Annotated in this window: 19 protein-coding genes; 14 read left to right on the forward strand and 5 right to left on the reverse strand. The window is 47.4% G+C overall.

Going from position 1 to position 16,879, the window contains the following annotated elements; genetic code table 11:
• The first annotated feature begins 92 nt into the window (after window positions 1-92).
• Genes sufC through sufB form a run of 5 tightly spaced genes read left to right on the forward strand, consistent with a single transcriptional unit; the run spans window position 93 to window position 5,279 of the window.
• On the forward strand, window positions 93-878 hold the full coding sequence (gene sufC / locus ABK447_RS04205) for a Fe-S cluster assembly ATPase SufC (RefSeq protein ID WP_094031263.1): 786 nt from the start codon (window positions 93-95) through the stop codon (window positions 876-878).
• Between the two features lie 17 nt (window positions 879-895).
• Window positions 896-2,209 carry a Fe-S cluster assembly protein SufD gene (gene sufD, locus ABK447_RS04210; protein ID WP_015240539.1) on the forward strand — a complete coding sequence of 438 codons (1,314 nt, stop codon included), beginning with the start codon at window positions 896-898 and terminating at the stop codon, window positions 2,207-2,209.
• A complete protein-coding gene (gene sufS / locus ABK447_RS04215) occupies window positions 2,209-3,429 on the forward strand; it encodes a cysteine desulfurase SufS (RefSeq protein WP_007410089.1) in 1,221 nt (406 codons plus the stop codon). The genes sufD and sufS overlap by 1 nt, the downstream gene beginning before the upstream one ends.
• Window positions 3,419-3,862 carry a Fe-S cluster assembly sulfur transfer protein SufU gene (gene sufU, locus ABK447_RS04220; protein ID WP_003151877.1) on the forward strand — a complete coding sequence of 148 codons (444 nt, stop codon included), beginning with the start codon at window positions 3,419-3,421 and terminating at the stop codon, window positions 3,860-3,862. The genes sufS and sufU overlap by 11 nt, the downstream gene beginning before the upstream one ends.
• A 19-nt stretch (window positions 3,863-3,881) precedes the next feature.
• Window positions 3,882-5,279, forward strand: a complete 1,398-nt coding sequence (sufB, locus tag ABK447_RS04225; protein WP_007410090.1) for a Fe-S cluster assembly protein SufB — start codon at window positions 3,882-3,884, stop codon at window positions 5,277-5,279.
• A 35-nt stretch (window positions 5,280-5,314) separates the two neighbouring features.
• On the opposite strand, the gene csn is transcribed toward sufB, so the two are convergent.
• Complete coding sequence (gene csn, locus ABK447_RS04230) at window positions 5,315-6,151, reverse strand: chitosanase (protein WP_015240537.1); 837 nt, start codon at window positions 6,149-6,151, stop codon at window positions 5,315-5,317.
• Between the two features lie 136 nt (window positions 6,152-6,287).
• Window positions 6,288-6,749, reverse strand: a complete 462-nt coding sequence (locus tag ABK447_RS04235; protein ID WP_085342311.1) for a DUF2691 family protein — start codon at window positions 6,747-6,749, stop codon at window positions 6,288-6,290.
• Between the two features lie 77 nt (window positions 6,750-6,826).
• Here ABK447_RS04235 and ABK447_RS04240 point away from each other — a divergent pair, with 77 nt between their 5' ends.
• The 3 genes from ABK447_RS04240 to ABK447_RS04250 all read left to right on the forward strand — a co-directional run bounded on the left by ABK447_RS04240 (window position 6,827) and on the right by ABK447_RS04250 (window position 9,121).
• Window positions 6,827-7,528 carry a class I SAM-dependent methyltransferase gene (locus ABK447_RS04240; protein WP_085342310.1) on the forward strand — a complete coding sequence of 234 codons (702 nt, stop codon included), beginning with the start codon at window positions 6,827-6,829 and terminating at the stop codon, window positions 7,526-7,528.
• 37 nt (window positions 7,529-7,565) lie between these two features.
• A complete protein-coding gene (locus tag ABK447_RS04245; RefSeq protein WP_094031262.1) occupies window positions 7,566-8,681 on the forward strand; it encodes an FAD-binding oxidoreductase in 1,116 nt (371 codons plus the stop codon).
• Between the two features lie 65 nt (window positions 8,682-8,746).
• On the forward strand, window positions 8,747-9,121 hold the full coding sequence (locus tag ABK447_RS04250) for a nucleotide excision repair endonuclease (protein WP_007410094.1): 375 nt from the start codon (window positions 8,747-8,749) through the stop codon (window positions 9,119-9,121).
• Window positions 9,122-9,159: 38 nt separating this feature from the next.
• Here the strand turns inward: ABK447_RS04250 and ABK447_RS04255 are convergent, their stop codons facing one another.
• A complete protein-coding gene (locus ABK447_RS04255) occupies window positions 9,160-9,432 on the reverse strand; it encodes a DUF1648 domain-containing protein (RefSeq protein WP_007410095.1) in 273 nt (90 codons plus the stop codon).
• 73 nt (window positions 9,433-9,505) lie between these two features.
• On the opposite strand from ABK447_RS04255, the gene ABK447_RS04260 reads away from it, so the two are divergent.
• A complete protein-coding gene (locus ABK447_RS04260) occupies window positions 9,506-9,859 on the forward strand; it encodes a hypothetical protein (protein ID WP_224462835.1) in 354 nt (117 codons plus the stop codon).
• 33 nt (window positions 9,860-9,892) lie between these two features.
• Here ABK447_RS04260 and ABK447_RS04265 read toward each other — a convergent pair whose 3' ends face one another.
• Window positions 9,893-10,819 carry a MerR family transcriptional regulator gene (locus ABK447_RS04265; RefSeq protein ID WP_094031261.1) on the reverse strand — a complete coding sequence of 309 codons (927 nt, stop codon included), beginning with the start codon at window positions 10,817-10,819 and terminating at the stop codon, window positions 9,893-9,895.
• Window positions 10,820-11,015: 196 nt separating this feature from the next.
• Here ABK447_RS04265 and ABK447_RS04270 point away from each other — a divergent pair, with 196 nt between their 5' ends.
• The 5 genes from ABK447_RS04270 (at window position 11,016) to ABK447_RS04290 (ending at window position 16,012) form a co-directional block, all read left to right on the forward strand.
• On the forward strand, window positions 11,016-12,002 hold the full coding sequence (locus ABK447_RS04270) for an SIS domain-containing protein (protein WP_039253962.1): 987 nt from the start codon (window positions 11,016-11,018) through the stop codon (window positions 12,000-12,002).
• A 73-nt stretch (window positions 12,003-12,075) separates the two neighbouring features.
• Window positions 12,076-13,341, forward strand: coding sequence for an ABC transporter substrate-binding protein (locus tag ABK447_RS04275; protein WP_032865287.1), 1,266 nt, complete (start codon window positions 12,076-12,078; stop codon window positions 13,339-13,341).
• Window positions 13,342-13,365: 24 nt separating this feature from the next.
• Window positions 13,366-14,256 carry a carbohydrate ABC transporter permease gene (locus ABK447_RS04280; RefSeq protein ID WP_012118373.1) on the forward strand — a complete coding sequence of 297 codons (891 nt, stop codon included), beginning with the start codon at window positions 13,366-13,368 and terminating at the stop codon, window positions 14,254-14,256.
• A 3-nt stretch (window positions 14,257-14,259) separates the two neighbouring features.
• Window positions 14,260-15,144, forward strand: a complete 885-nt coding sequence (locus tag ABK447_RS04285) for a carbohydrate ABC transporter permease (RefSeq protein WP_003151895.1) — start codon at window positions 14,260-14,262, stop codon at window positions 15,142-15,144.
• 13 nt (window positions 15,145-15,157) lie between these two features.
• Complete coding sequence (locus ABK447_RS04290; protein ID WP_032867112.1) at window positions 15,158-16,012, forward strand: PfkB family carbohydrate kinase; 855 nt, start codon at window positions 15,158-15,160, stop codon at window positions 16,010-16,012.
• A gap of 24 nt (window positions 16,013-16,036) precedes the next feature.
• Here ABK447_RS04290 and ABK447_RS04295 read toward each other — a convergent pair whose 3' ends face one another.
• The gene (locus ABK447_RS04295; RefSeq protein ID WP_039063591.1) at window positions 16,037-16,765 is read right to left on the reverse strand and encodes a GntR family transcriptional regulator; all 729 of its coding nucleotides are present in this window, start codon (window positions 16,763-16,765) and stop codon (window positions 16,037-16,039) included.
• Window positions 16,766-16,879 lie beyond the last annotated feature (114 nt).

Consider the following 16,879-nt stretch of genomic DNA (forward strand, 5'->3'; position numbering starts at 1 on the left):
TAATATAAAAAGTTGTATTTACTTTTCATTTGTTATAAAATTAGAATGAGAATAAATTGAGAATAATGATTATATATTTTGGAGGTATAGATATGGTTGCTTCAACATTAACGATCAAGGATCTTCACGTTGAAATCGAAGGAAAAGAGATCTTAAAAGGTGTAAACCTTGAAATAAAAGGCGGCGAATTCCACGCTGTCATGGGGCCGAACGGTACCGGTAAATCCACGCTCTCAGCAGCGATTATGGGACACCCGAAATACGAAGTTACAAAAGGCAGCATCACGCTTGACGGCAAGGATGTACTGGAAATGGAAGTGGACGAGCGCGCTCAGGCGGGTCTTTTCCTGGCGATGCAGTACCCAAGCGAAATCAGCGGTGTGACAAATGCCGATTTCCTTCGCTCTGCGATTAACGCCCGCCGTGAAGAAGGCGATGAAATTTCTCTTATGAAATTCATCCGCAAAATGGACGAAAACATGGAGTTCCTTGAAATGGACCCTGAAATGGCGCAGCGTTACCTGAACGAAGGTTTCTCAGGCGGGGAGAAAAAACGCAACGAAATCCTTCAGCTTATGATGATCGAGCCGAAAATCGCCATTCTTGACGAGATCGATTCAGGTCTTGATATCGATGCACTTAAAGTCGTTTCTAAAGGAATCAACAGAATGCGCAGCGAAAACTTCGGCTGCTTAATGATCACTCACTACCAGCGCCTTCTGAACTACATTACGCCTGATGTCGTTCACGTTATGATGCAGGGACGCGTAGTGAAATCCGGCGGCGCGGAGCTTGCACAGCGCCTTGAAGCGGAAGGTTATGACTGGATTAAACAAGAACTAGGCATTGAAGACGAAACTGTAGGCCAAGAAGCGTAAGCGTTAGGGGGATAATCATGACATTGGAAACGAAACTATCCGTAGATCAGGAATATGTCAAAGGCTTTTCCGAAAAGCATCAAGAACCTGCCTGGCTGAAAAACCTGCGCTTACAGGCTCTTGAAAAAGCTGACGATCTGCCGCTGCCTAAGCCTGATAAAACAAAAATCACAAATTGGAACTTTACAAAGTTCAACAAGCATACAGTAGAAAATGCGCCGCTTGCTTCTTTAGAAGATTTAGCTGATGAAGCAAAAGCGCTGATCGATATCGAAAACGAAGACAAAACGTTATACGTGCAGCGTGACCAAACGCCCGCTTTCCTTTCTCTTTCTAAAGAATTGAAAGACAAAGGCGTCATCTTTACGGACATCTTAACGGCTGCTCGTGAGCACAGCGACCTCGTTGAGAAGTATTTCATGAAAGACGGCGTTAAGGTCGACGAACATAAACTGACTGCGCTTCATGCAGCATTAATGAACGGCGGGGCATTCCTTTATGTTCCTAAAAACGTTCAGGTGGAGACGCCTGTTCAGGCCGTTTACGTTCATGAAAGCAATGACACGGCATTGTTCAACCACGTGCTGATCGTCGCTGAAGACCACAGCTCCGTCACTTACGTTGAGAACTACATCAGCACGGTGAATCCGAAAGAAGCTGTATTCAACATTATCAGTGAAGTGGTCACAGGTGATAATGCCAGCGTGACGTACGGCGCCGTTGACAACCTGTCAGCAGGCGTCACAACATACGTCAACCGCCGCGGAGCCGCGCGCGGACGCGACAGCAGAATCGAGTGGGCGCTCGGACTGATGAACGACGGCGACACGATTTCTGAAAACACGACAAACCTCTACGGAGACGGCACATACGGCGATACGAAAACCGTAGTTGTCGGAAGAGGAGAACAGACGGAAAACTTTACGACGCAGATCATCCACTTCGGTAAGGCTTCTGAAGGCTATATCCTGAAGCACGGAGTCATGAAAGATGCCGCATCTTCCATCTTTAACGGAATCGGCAAAATCGAGCACGGCGCGTCGAAAGCAAACGCTGAACAGGAATCCCGCGTTCTGATGCTGAGTGAAAAAGCACGCGGAGATGCAAACCCGATTCTTTTAATTGATGAAGACGATGTAACTGCAGGACATGCGGCATCTGTCGGCCGTGTGGACCCGATCCAGCTTTACTACTTAATGAGCCGCGGAATTCCGAAAGAAGAAGCGGAGCGCTTAGTCATTTACGGATTCCTTGCTCCGGTGGTAAAAGAGCTTCCGATTGAAGGAGTTAAGAAACAGCTCGTCTCCGTCATCGAAAGGAAAGTAAAATAATGAATATCACCGATATTCGTGAACAGTTCCCGATCCTTCATCAGCAAGTGAACGGACATGACCTCGTGTACCTTGACAGCGCGGCGACTTCCCAGAAGCCGCGTGCTGTCATTGAAGCAGTGGATCAGTATTACAGCAAATACAATTCCAATGTCCACAGAGGCGTTCATACTCTTGGCACGAGAGCGACAGACGGCTATGAAGGTGCGCGTGAAAAAGTCCGTAAGTTTATCAATGCGAAATCAATGGCTGAGGTCATTTTCACAAAAGGCACGACAACTTCACTGAATATGGTGGCGCTGAGCTATGCCCGCGCCAGCTTAAAACCCGGTGATGAAGTGGTCATCACCCAAATGGAGCATCATGCGAATATCATTCCGTGGCAGCAGGCAGTAAAAGCAACCGGCGCGACTTTAAAATATATCCCGATGCAGGAAGACGGCACGCTTTCGTTAGACGACGTCCGGCAGACTGTCACAAGCCATACGAAGATCGTGGCAGTCGCTCATGTGTCAAACGTGCTCGGCACGATCAACCCGATTAAAGAGATCGCCAAAATCGCTCATGACAATGGCGCGGTCATCGTGGTGGACGGGGCGCAAAGCACACCGCACATGAAAATCGACGTTCAGGACTTGGATTGCGACTTCTTCGCGCTTTCTTCCCATAAAATGTGCGGCCCGACGGGAATCGGCGTGCTGTACGGCAAGAAAGAACTGCTTGAGAATATGGAGCCGGCCGAATTTGGCGGCGAAATGATCGACTTTGTAGGGCTTTATGAATCAACTTGGAAAGAGCTTCCGTGGAAATTTGAAGCAGGCACGCCGATTATCGCAGGCGCGATCGGATTGGGAGCTGCGATTGATTTTCTTGAAGAGATCGGACTCGACGAGATTTCCCGGCATGAGCATAAGCTTGCAGCCTATGCGCTTGACCGTTTCGAGCAGCTAGACGGCGTGACGGTATACGGTCCGAAAGAGCGGGCGGGACTTGTGACATTTAATCTTGATGAGGTTCACCCTCATGATGTCGCGACTGTCCTCGATGCTGAGGGCATTGCGGTCAGAGCCGGACATCATTGCGCCCAGCCGCTCATGAAATGGCTGGATGTATCTGCTACTGCGAGAGCGAGTTTTTATCTGTATAATACAGAGGAAGAGATCGATAAGCTCGCGGAAGCCCTCCAAAAGACAAAGGAGTACTTTACAAATGTCTTTTAATGCAAATTTAGATACATTATACAGACAAGTGATCATGGATCATTACAAAAATCCGCGCAACAAAGGGGTTTTGGATGACAGCATCGTCGTCGATATGAACAACCCGACTTGCGGCGACCGGATCAGACTGACAATGAAGCTTGACGGCGATACTGTTCAGGAAGCGAAGTTTGAAGGGGAAGGCTGTTCTATCTCCATGGCTTCAGCTTCCATGATGACGCAGGCGATTAAAGGAAAAGATATTGATACCGCCCTTTCCATGTCTAAGATTTTCTCAGACATGATGCAAGGGAAAGAGTATGACGACTCGATAGATCTCGGGGATATTGAAGCTCTTCAAGGCGTTTCGAAATTCCCGGCCCGGATTAAATGTGCCACCCTTTCATGGAAAGCACTTGAAAAAGGAGTCGCTGGCGAAAAAGGCGGCAATTAAAAGATTGGAGTGAAAATGGATGGCTAAAAAAATGCCTGAAATTGGTGAATACAAGTACGGTTTTCACGATAAGGACGTTTCCATTTTCCGTTCAGAGCGCGGATTGACAAAAGAAATCGTAGAAGAAATTTCACGCATGAAAGAAGAGCCTCAATGGATGCTTGATTTCCGCCTGAAATCTCTTGAGCATTTCTACAACATGCCGATGCCGCAGTGGGGCGGGGATTTAAACTCTTTAAACTTTGACGAAATTACGTATTACGTAAAGCCGTCTGAGCGTTCAGAGCGTTCTTGGGATGAAGTGCCTGAGGAAATTAAACAGACATTCGACAAACTCGGTATTCCTGAAGCTGAGCAAAAATACCTTGCCGGTGTTTCTGCACAGTACGAATCCGAAGTTGTTTACCACAATATGAAAGAAGATCTTGAAGAGCAAGGCATCGTCTTCAAAGACACAGACAGCGCGCTGAAAGAAAATGAAGACATTTTCCGCGAGCACTGGGCGAAAGTCATTCCGCCGACTGATAACAAGTTTGCGGCGCTGAACTCAGCTGTTTGGTCCGGCGGATCTTTCATCTACGTGCCTAAAGGCGTGAAGGTTGAAACACCGCTTCAAGCTTACTTCCGCATCAACTCTGAAAACATGGGTCAGTTCGAACGTACGCTGATCATCGTTGACGAAGAAGCAAGCGTTCATTACGTAGAGGGCTGTACGGCTCCTGTGTACACAACAAACTCGCTTCACAGCGCGGTTGTTGAAATCATCGTCAAAAAAGGCGGCTACTGCCGTTATACAACAATTCAAAACTGGGCGAACAACGTTTACAACTTAGTAACGAAACGTACGGTTTGTGAAGAAAACGCGACGATGGAATGGGTTGACGGAAACATCGGTTCTAAATTGACGATGAAATATCCGGCTGTCATTCTGAAAGGTGAAGGCGCGCGCGGCATGACGCTTTCTATCGCTCTTGCGGGTAAAGGACAGCATCAGGACGCAGGCGCGAAAATGATTCACCTTGCACCGAATACGTCATCCACAATCGTATCAAAATCGATTTCGAAACAGGGCGGAAAAGTAACATACCGCGGTATCGTCCACTTCGGACGGAAAGCGGACGGCGCCCGTTCAAACATCGAGTGTGATACGCTCATTATGGATAACAAATCAACTTCTGATACAATCCCTTACAATGAAATCCTGAACGACAACATTTCATTGGAGCACGAAGCGAAAGTATCAAAAGTTTCTGAAGAACAGCTTTTCTACTTGATGAGCCGCGGTATTTCTGAAGAAGAAGCAACAGAAATGATCGTTATGGGCTTCATCGAGCCGTTCACAAAAGAACTCCCGATGGAATACGCAGTTGAAATGAACCGTTTGATTAAATTCGAAATGGAAGGCTCCATCGGTTAATAGTAAAACCCCGCCATATGGCGGGGTTTTTTTGTTTATTGAATAGTGAAATTACCGTATTCGCTTGACCGGACATGAATCGGCCCGTTTAAATTGTAGTTCTTCTCTTTGACAATATCGCGGAAAACGTCGACACGGGCAACCGATTCTCTCCATTCATCCTGGGTGTCCTCATCTGACGGATTCATCAGATCGTCATAGCGCACATCCAAGAATTTATTGAGCCATTTCTTCTCGTCAGTTCCGTCTTTCGGTGACCCGCCCATTTTTTTGTTCGTGCGTTTAATCAGGGCATAAAAGGAGTCCGGATCATCGCCGTCGCCATGCTGAATCACCGTATCGTACATCACTGCTTTTGCCAAGGCCGTTTTCAGTCCGGCATTTTCTGAACGTTCCATCGCCGGCTGATAATACAAGCTGTCATTTACCTTATCCTGGGCAGCGCGGAAGGCTTTATCATTGCCAAGTGAGCGCCAGGCAGAAGCGAATCCTTTCAAATTGCTGATGTCATCGCTTTCGTCCTTCGCAAGACGCCGCAATTCAGGCAAATACTTTTTCAATTTGTTATTCGGCACCGCTTTCGTGTATACTTCGACTACTTCCAGCGCATCTCCGGTAGCCGTCGTAAAGCCGGCCCGCCCGCAAGTGTAACCTCTTCCGTCATCCAACGCTTCAACATATCCGTATTGGATTTCCGTCTTTCCGTTTTCAAAGATGCTGGTCAGCTGTTCCGCCCGGCGCTTCTGATCCTTATTCAGCCCGGCCGCTAAAACCGTACCGCTCATCATCAGGGTAAAAAACATGGTGAAAATAAGTGACGAAACCGCCGTCTTCTTCCAAAAATCTGCTTTTTTCTTCAAGCTGATTTTCATTGCCATACCCCTTTCATATGTAAGTTACGCACTCAGTATACATGAGAGGGTTGTTTTTTTGTTGAAAACACACGAATTTGTCAATATTTTGAATCCTAAGCCCTATCAGGCGCTTCATAAAAAGAACGCACCTTCATCAGACAGACAATCCCGTTCTCGCATCATTCTCATCTGTAACATAGTCAACGCGGAGAAATCCGCATTGTACAGCCTGCTGATAAAGGGCTTCGAGCATATCCGGATCTTTGCAATATAACGTTACATACGAGCAATCTGCAATGAGAAGCACAAGCTCACAGGAACTCTCCAAATACTCCTCGTACGTATTGATTTCCGTTACCATCCCGCCCGGGAAAGCTTTCAATTCAGCAAAAATCATATAATAAGGGTTTCCTTCCAGACGCTGACGGAGTTCTTGACCCTGAATGATGCGCTGATTTTGCGGAAACAGGTCTGTATCGGTGTCATCTTTGAATTCAGTATACGCCTCTCCATCACCGATAAACCACGTATAGGAAGAGATGGGGAACGGTTGTAATATATCTGCCGCAAACCGTCCGAATTGATTTGGGATGTCAAATGTAATGCCGCGTTTCATATGGTCGTATCTCCTTTCGGCTTTTGCTAGAATAATATGGTATACCATTTGGATAAATATTGAAAGGGGTGGGTGTTATGACAACACGATACGGCATTGATGCGCCTTATGGAGCGTTTGGATTTATCTTTCTTGCGCTCCTTTATGCTGCAGCCACGTTATGCGGTATGATTCCTCCTTACTGGGGCTGGCTGACGGGCACCTTGTTTTTATTGCTCGGTCTTTGGATGCTCTTGTATTCAACGGCCATTAAACTTTTACACCGCCATCGCATTCTTGCGCTATCCGGTTTAAAGCCGGACATGAAGGTGCTTGATGTCGGTACGGGGCGGGGGCTATTAGCCATCGCCGCGGCTCAAAAAGGCGCTGACGTCTCAGCGATTGACAAATGGTCAAGCTGGGACCTGGTCGGAAACGGAAGAGACGCATTTGAAAAGAACAGACAGGCTGAAAGAGCGCCGGAAATTGATCTGTATGACGGACTGGCGCAAGACATGCCGTTTCCTGATGAGACGTTTGACCTTGTCATTTCACATTTTACCGTACACAACATTTCAGGCAGAAAAAAGAGGGAACGGGCGATTGCGGAAATGGTGAGGGTGCTGAAGCCTGGCGGCACATTGGCCGTGTCAGATATAAAAAATACATCACAATACAGAGCAATTCTTGAGGAAAACGGCTTTCAGACAAGAACGTATTCCTTTTATTATACGTTTCCGTTTTCGAAACTCATCATTGCCGTCAGGACTCCGGTAGGAACCGGGCGCTCCATTTGTTAAAATAAATAAGACAAAACAGATAGAAAAGGTGTTATACATGAAGTCTTATTTGATTATCGGGGCCGGCATTCTCGGTGCGTCCGCGGCTTATCATCTCGCAAAGGCCGGGGCGGATGTAACGGTCATTGACCGGAAGCACCCGGGGCAGGCGACTGACGCCGCGGCGGGGATCGTCTGCCCGTGGCTGTCACAGCGCCGCAATCAGGCATGGTATGCGATCGCAAAAGGCGGAGCCCGCTATTATAACCAATTGATACAGCAGCTTGAAGCGGACGGAGAAACAGAAACCGGTTATCAAAAGGTCGGTGCCGTCAGCCTCCATACGGATGAAAAAAAGCTCAGCCAAATGGAGGAAAGAGCTTATAAAAGAAGAGAGGACGCCCCTGAAATCGGTGACATTACAAGACTGACTCCGGAAGAAACGAAGGCGCTGTTCCCCGCGCTGTCGGAGGAATACGGGGCGGTTCATGTCAGCGGCGCGGCCCGGGTGAACGGGAGGGCGCTTCGTAAGGCGCTGTTAAACGCGGCCGTTAAGCACGGCGCGATTGTTTACAATGAAGAAGCGTCAATATTGACAGAGGACGGTGCCGTCATCGGTGTGAAAACCGCAGAACGCACGCTTACTGCCGACCAGGTTCTCGTAACGGCCGGCGCTTGGGCGAGAGAGCTGCTTGAGCCGCTCGGCATCCGCTTTTCAGTATCATACCAAAAGGCACAGATCGTTCATTTAGAGCTTCAGGGAGAGGATACGGGCGGCTGGCCCGTCGTCATGCCTCCAAACGATCAATACATTCTCGCCTTTGACAGCGGCAGAATCATAGCGGGCGCGACTCATGAAAACGAGGCCGGCATGGATTTGCGGGTGACGGCCGGCGGTCTCCGCGAGATTTTTGACAAAGCATTAACCGTGGCGCCGGGGCTTTCAGACAGTACTGTAATAGAGACAAGAGTCGGTTTCAGGCCGTTTACTCCCGGTTTTCTTCCCGTCATCGGCAAAGTGCCGAATATCAGCGGACTCCTCGTTGCCAACGGGCTGGGCGCCTCAGGACTGACGAGCGGGCCGTATCTGGGGGCTGAACTGGCGAAACTCGCGCTCGGGCAGCAGACGGAAATTGATGTAAGCCTTTATGATCCGGCCGGGGCGCTTGAATAAAAAATAGCTTTTGGCGCATTCTTATGATAGGATGGAGCTTTAATGAATAAGAGGACGTGACCCATTTGATAAAAATAAACCTTCCTGCTCCTGATGTAACCATTACGGAACGGCAGCAGTCACCGTCGGAGAATGAACCGGCGATTAAAGCGATTTACGGTTTCATTGATTTTCACCAAATTCCGAGAGACAAAGGCGGCATCTTTATGTTTTATAACATTCATGATGAGCTGCTGTTTGTCGGGAAAGCCCGTAAATTAAGACAAAGAATCAAAAAGCATTTTGAAGACAATGTGTCGCCTGTTAAACATCACAGGGACGAAGTGTATAAAATTGAAGTATGTGTCGTAAATGATCCGATGGAAAGGGAGATTTACGAAACGTACGCGATCAATACCCTTCAGTCGAAATACAACATTGAGAAAGTATTTTATAAATAAGAAAAACCGGAGCTTAAGGGCTCCGGTTTTCTTTATGTTTACAGTGCCAGCCACATCACTGCAATATGCACGATCAGCAGACAGTAAACGACGAGGAACAGCTGGACGACCTTTTTTCTGAATAACATGCAGATCATCATGAGCACGGGAAAAATCAGGACGCCGGCCGTTTTATTGATTGATGTATTCGGACGGTTCGACACGTCATAGTGAATGGCCATATCAGCAGGAAGAAACGGATAAAACACAATCGACAGAATAAAGGCGAGAACCACAGCACCCCACAGCACTTTATCATTCATCAAAAACATATGAACACTCCCTTTTTTTAGTGTGAAAAATTTCATTAGTTTCAGTATTTATCTTATGGGTGTTTCCGATCAGGTGATCGCTGATATTAAAAAGTCATCGCCGGATTATTTTAAAGAGTTGAAAGCGGCGGTCTACAGCGGCGATTATGAGAAAGTGAACAGCGTCATTGATCAAGGTTCGCAGATTATGGCGAAAGTGCTGAAAGAAGAGTTTGACAAAAAGAGCATGGACAAAGGAAAATCAACGGCCATCGGCCAATGCGCAACGGCTGTATGGGTATTTTTAAACGCAGCGGCCGCCATTGAGACGATCGCTCTTGCGGTAGCGGCCATCATTTTGACAGTAGCAAGCGTTGACGAAGATTCCGACTTAGGAAAAGAGCAGCTCATCGCTAATGTCGTTGACCGCATTAACGCGCAGCACTGAAGCTGAAGAAAGAAAACGCTAAGGAGACGAACCTTAGCGTTTTTTTGATTGAAGCATCTGTTTTAAATATGCTTCTGAATCAAAGCCGAGTTCCTCGTCGGCTTCTTTTTTCAGTTCAAGCTGAAATCGCACATACGTGTCATATTTCGGGCTGAGCTTTTGAAGAAGATTGCTGAAAGGCGATCCCTCCTTCAGCGCGGGCAGATCAGAAGCGGATTCTCCGACCTTGATCAGGCTTTCCCTGTATTCTTCATCTGTCTGCACTCTTTTCACAAGCTGAATGATGATGTTTTTATGAGTGTCCCAAGTGGCGGGGTCTCTCTCCAAAATCCGCTCGATAAATTGGTCATGCTGGACTTTGTGCTGCTGAAGCTGAGCCGGATCTTCCTTGCCGACCAGCTGCATTATCGGGTGTGCAGCCGGAACTTCTTCCATATCATCCAATACTTTAATAAGCTCCGCCCATATCGTTTTTTTCTCATCTGTATCAATAGAAAAGTCGAGGAACGGTTCAAACAGCGCGGCGATAAATTCTCCGAAATCTCCCGGGAACAGTTTTTTCAGCTGAAGTCCCATATACTTCGGTTCATCTATTTTGACCTCGCCGATATCATGCAGAATTGAATCGACATTTTCCGCATCTTCCACGCGCTTGATCAGCATTTCAGTCAGTTTCCGTTCCTGCTCAAGCTCTTCAATCTGCCGACTGAGCTTTTGATGCTGCCGGCGCAGTATATCATGCAGACTGCTGCCCTCTAAGAGGAACGCTTTAATATCGCTTACAGACAGTGCCAGCATTCGGAGGGCGGCAATCATTTTCAGCGTATTCACGTTCTGAGCGGAATACTCACGGTATCCGTTATCAGGGTTTTTGCTGACGGTGATTAAACCTTCCTGCTCATAATATTTGATGGCTTTTTTCGTGAGACCCGTCTGTCTGGCGGCTTCTTTTATATTCATTCTGAATCACTCCCTGTTTTTCATTCTAAACGTGTCTCTAAGGGTCAGGTCAAGAGAGGGCGGCAAATAAGACGGGTTTATTTTATATTTTAGAAATTTCAGAAAATATGATTGACAACGCACCTTTGTTGCGATTAATATAACGTTATATAATGTTATATAACGTTATATAATAAAACACTGAGGAGTGAAGGATTTGAGTCAAACTGCCGCACAAGTGAATCACAAAGTTCAGGCTTTCTTGGATGATCTGAAAGGAAAAACGATTGACCACGTCTTTTTCGTCGCTTGCGGGGGTTCTTCAGCCATTATGTATCCGAGCAAGTACGTGTTTGACAGAGAGGCGAAAGCCATCAGCTCTGATCTCTACAGTTCAAATGAATTTATTCAGCGCAATCCCGTTCAGCTCGGGGAGAACTCTCTCGTGATTTTATGTTCTCAGTCAGGCAATACGCCGGAAACGGTGAAAGCCGCCGGTTTCGCCAGAAAAAAAGGCGCGCTTACGATTGCGATGACCTTTGAGCCTGATTCGCCGCTAGCGAAAGAAGCCGAATATGTCGCGGTGTATGACTGGGGTGAGAATGCACAGGCGATAAACACGAATTACGGGGTTCTGTATCAAATCGTGTTCGGCGCTTTACACGTGCTGGAAAACCATACCGCGTTTGAGCACGCGATCGACGGACTCAATAAGCTCCAGACCGTATATGACAAAGCGCTTAAACAAGAAGCGGATCACGCAAAGGCATTCGCGAAAGCCCACGAAAAAGAAGATATCATTTACACGATGGCAAGCGGTGCGAACTACGGCGTCGCTTACTCCTACAGCATCTGCATTCTCATGGAAATGCAATGGATTCATTCCCACGCCATTCATGCCGGAGAATATTTTCACGGACCGTTCGAAATCATTGATGAATCCGTTCCATTTATTATCCTGCTCGGCTTAGACGAAACAAGACCCCTTGAAGAGCGGGCGCTTTCCTTCTCAAAAAGATACGGCAAAAAACTGACTGTGCTTGATGCGGCAGCATATGATTTTTCCGGAATTGACGATTCTGTAAAAGGCTATCTGGCTCCTCTCGTATTAAACCGGGTGCTCAGAAGCTATGCGGATGCGCTGGCGGAAGCAAGGAACCATCCGTTAAGCCAGCGGCGTTACATGTGGAAAGTCGAATATTAAGAACGCGCATTATATTTCACCGGACTATAATGATATATAACGTTATAGTCCGGTGACAAAGGAGGAAAAGCATCTGAAAAAGCTCATCTGCCTGTTCGTTCTGTTAGCCGTATGTCTGTCAGCCGCCGCCTGTTCAAGCCAAAGCAGTTCCTCTGACGGAAAAGTGACTCTGAAGTTTTTTCACAGGTGGCCGAAGGAGCCGGAAAAAAGCTATTTTGAAGAAGCGGTCAAAGAATTTGAAGCCGCTCATCCGGATATTCATATCCAAACGGAAGCGGTCTTAAACGATTCTTATAAAGACAAGGTGAAAGTCATGCTCGGAACAACGAGCCCCCCTGATATTTTCTTTTCATGGAGCGACCGGTTTGCTTATAAATTCATCAAAGGAGATAAAGCCCTCGATCTGTCGTCTTACTATCAGCAGGATAAAGATTGGTCCTCACAGCTTGTGCAGTCACAAATCAAACCTTTTACGCATGACGGAAAACAGTACGGTGTTCCGTGGCAAATGGACGCTAAATCATTCTTTTATAATAAGGACATTTTTAATTCATTACATTTGAAGCCCCCGGCGACATGGGATGAACTGATCACAGTCTCTGAGAAATTGAAAGAGAACGGATATATTCCGATCAGTTTCGGCACAAAAGCGCCTTGGACCATTTCTCATTATATCGGGACGCTGAACCAGCGTATGGTGGATGAAAAAACGCGGGCGAAGGATTACAGCCCGGAAACCGGGGAGTTTACGGACGAAGGCTATGTCAAAGCGCTTGAAAAGCTTCAGGAACTTCTGCCGTACTTTACAAAGCACGTGAACTCCGTTGATCACGAATACGTGCGCCAGCAGTTTACGAGCGGCAAAGCGGCGATGATTTATGCGGAAACGGCAGAAATTAAGCTCGTCGAACCGGTCAATCTGGGCTTGTTTCCTTTCCCGAAAATCAGCGGCGAAAAGGGATCTCCCCGTGCACTGACCGGATCTCCGGAAGGATTTATGATTTCCTCAAAAACGAAGCACCCGAAAGAAGCCATGGAATTTCTTCAGTTTTTAACCTCGAAAAAAATGGGAGAGAAGCTGATAAAAGACGTCGGTAAATACAGCGCGGTTCAGGGAACGGCGACAGAAAACAATTCCACCCCGATCCAGCGTGAAGCCGTGCAGGATATCGTCCGCGCCGAAACAATGGTGCCGTGGTTTGATATGGATGTTGACGTTGAAATCGCCGATGTGTATGCGGCAGGCGTTCAGCAGATGCTCGGCGGCACAATGACACCGCGCGAGGTGATGAATTCCGTGCAGAAAGCGGCGCGTCAAGTCAAAGCGTCATCTGAATAGAACAGATTTCTTTGGAGAAAGGAGATGAGGATTTCCTTGGTCAGCCGAAAACGTTTCATTCCGTATCTGTTTCTCGCGCCCGCGCTGATTTTTCTGCTGTTCGTTTACATTCCGATTATTGAGAATGTGTTTTTCAGTCTGTTTGAATGGAGCTCATTTCAACCCGAAAAGACGTTTATCGGTTTGAAAAATTATATTGACCTGTTTCACGATCCCGTATTTTTTACAGCGCTCCGCAACAATGTGCTGTATGCGGTCATATCGCTGATTTGCCAGGTTGGCGGCGGCTTAATTCTGGCGGCCGTGCTGGAAGACAGATTGGTAAGAAAATGGTCGCCGTTTTTCCGCACGGTCTTTTTTCTTCCGGTCGTCATTTCCATGACCGTCATTGCGCTGTTGTTTGATTTTATTTATAACCCGGAAATCGGGCTTTTGAATCAGCTGCTGGAAGCCGTCGGACTTGATGAACTGACCCGGGCGTGGCTGGGCGATGAAAACACCGCTATGCTGTCTGTCATTTTTGTGTCTCAATGGCAGTCTGTCGGTTACATCGCCATGCTGTACATTGTCTCGATTCAGAGCATTCCTGCTGAATTATATGAATCGGCGCAGCTGGACGGAGCCGGAAAAATCCAGCAGTTTTTTCACATTACGGTGCCGCAGACGAAAGAAATGTCGTTTGTTGCTGTGGTGATGACGCTGACCGGCGCATTTACCGTATTTAATGAACCGTATATTCTGACCGGCGGAGGTCCGGGCAATGCTTCAGAAGTGCTGAGCACATTTTTGTATAAGAGCGCTTTTACAAAGGATATGATGGGCTACGCTTCTGCGATCGCGACGGTGGTGCTTTTGCTGACGCTTGCTCTGTCGCTTATTCAGATGAAATTCTTTAAGACCGGAAAGGAGGAGTAGCCGATGCTTCCTGAAAAGACGGACTTGCGTCATGCCCGTCAGGCCGTCAGAACAGGCGGAAAACCGAGAAAATGGTATGTCGGGGAAACGTCTGTGTGGCTGTTTCTCTTTATCTACCTCATTGCCGTTGCTTATCCGCTGTTATGGATGGCGGTCAGCGCCTTTAAAAGCTCGGATGAGATTTTTGAGCACAGCTGGTCGCTGCCCTCTGTCTGGCATCCCGAAAACTTCGTATCCGCATGGAACCAAGGGATTTCCGCTTATTTTATGAACAGTGTCATTGTGACCGTGCTGACTTGTCTCATCACCGTATTTGTGAGCGCCTGGGCGGCATACGGGCTGGCCCGTTTTCAATTTAAAGGAAAAGGGTTTGTGCTGATCATTTGTCTTGGCGGCTTGATGCTGACGCCGCAGGTCAGTCTTGTGCCGCTGTACTCCATTATCCAGTCATTGGGACTGTACAATACGTATTGGGCATTGATTCTTCCGTACGCCGCCTACCGTATTCCGTTTACCGTGATTCTGATCCGTTCCTATTTTTTGTCGATTTCCAAAGAGCTTGAGGAAGCTGCCTATCTGGATGGATGTACAAGTTTCGGAATATTTTTCAGAATATTCTTACCTATGAGCGTGCCGATTCTGGTGACATCAGGCATTTTGACGGCTTACCATACATGGAATGAGTTTATGTTTGCGATTATTTTTATCGATGATGAAAATTTACGGACGATTCCGGCCGGGCTGATGCAGTTCAGAGATGCGCTGCAGACGGATTGGGGCGTGCTGCTGGCCGGGCTGACGATTTCTGCTGCTCCGATCATCGCGCTGTTTCTATTGATGCAGAGATATTTTATCCGCGGCATTGCTGCGGGAAGCGTGAAAGGATAAGGAGGATGAAAAGATGAAACTGATAGCGGCCGGAGATAATGTAGTAGATTATTATCAGGATCAGGAGACGTTTTACCCGGGCGGAAATGCGTTAAACGTAGCCGTGCTTGCCCGGCGCTTAGGCCACGAAACTTCTTATATCGGGATTCTCGGCAGTGATGAAGCGGCGGATCACGTATTGAATGTGCTGAAACTGGAAAAGGTGAATGCCGATCTGATCCGCCGGGCATACGGAGAAAACGGGATGGCGGTCGTCACGCTTGATGAAAGAGGGGACAGGATATTTGCCGGATCAAATAAAGGCGGCGTGCAATCGCGTCTGACGCTCGCTTTTCAGGAGAATGACATCTCATTTATCGCCGGACATGATCTGCTGCATACGAGCGTATACAGCAGGATAGAACGTGACCTCCCGATGCTGAGCGGCCATGTGCCGATTTCCTTTGACTTCTCTGTAAAACGTGACGAAGCCTATTTAGAAGCGGTCTGTCCGTACGTGACGTATGCGTTTTTTTCCGGGAGTGATTTGAGTGAAAGTGAATGTATGCGGCTTGCCGAAAAAGCCCGCGGTTTCGGAGCGAAAATCGTCTGTCTGACAAGGGGGGAATATGGCGCGGTGTTATCGGATGGGGAACGCGTCTATCATCAGCCGGTGGTAAGAGCTGATATAATAGATACATTGGGCGCGGGTGATTCTTTTATCGCCGGGTTTCTTACCGATTTCTTCGAGCATCAGGATATTCGGCGAGCGCTTACTGCGGCCGCCGGGACGGCTGCCAAAACATGCGGAGGGTTCGGAGCGTTCGGTTACGGGCATCCCTACAGGCCGGGCGGCGGGAAAAGCAGTGAAAAAACGAGAATACGATAAGCATTGTCTCGTTTTTTATACTTGTTACGCATAGGGACTGTTAATGGTAAACGTGACGCGGTCGGTATGCATTAAAAACAGCGAGCTGTATATCGGCTTGTCTTTTGACATAAATGCGGTTTTGTCAATTTCAAAAAGCGCATCCCCGATATCACAAGCCAGATAGCGGCTTTCTTCCTGCTTGGCGTATACGACATTTAACAGCTTCGTATTATGGGTGGGCACCACCTGATAGTGCTGTTTCAAAATGTCATGCATCGACACGCCGCCTTTAATATGCTTGCCGATGTCGGGAAATAAACTGAGCGGATAGTGGGCGAGTTCGAATGAGAGCGGCTGGTCGTCGTGAAATAAAATGCGTTTTAATTCAAGAACGGGACTTTCGGAAGCGACGCGAAGTTTTTGGGCGATGGATTTAGGCGCTTCAATGGTTTCATGGGAAAGGATCTGGTGTTTCGGTTTTTTCCCCGTTGATTCCATAAATTCTGAGTAGCCGTTGACCGCGATGAGCTCCCGCTTCAGTTTAGGGCTTTTAACGAACGTTCCCTTTCCCTGCTGCCGGACGAGCCAGCCTTCTTCCACAAGATCAAGGATGGCCTTCCTGACCGTTATGCGGCTGACGTTGTACGTTTCGCACAGCTCATTTTCAGTCGGCAGTTTTACGGACGGCGAATAAACGCCCTTCTTGATATCGTCCGCGATAATTTGTTTCAGCTGAATATATAAAGGTTTCGAGCTCCCGTTATTTAACAATGGGACGGACCTCCTTTGTCAAGTAGTAGTACTATTATATGTATTATGACGTTATAATACAAATTTGCTTTTCATTTATGAATCTATCAGAAACCCCCGAACATTTTTAACATA

It is taken from the genome of Bacillus sp. hwrm1 (assembly GCF_040207805.1).
Taxonomy (GTDB): domain Bacteria; phylum Bacillota; class Bacilli; order Bacillales; family Bacillaceae; genus Bacillus; species Bacillus velezensis.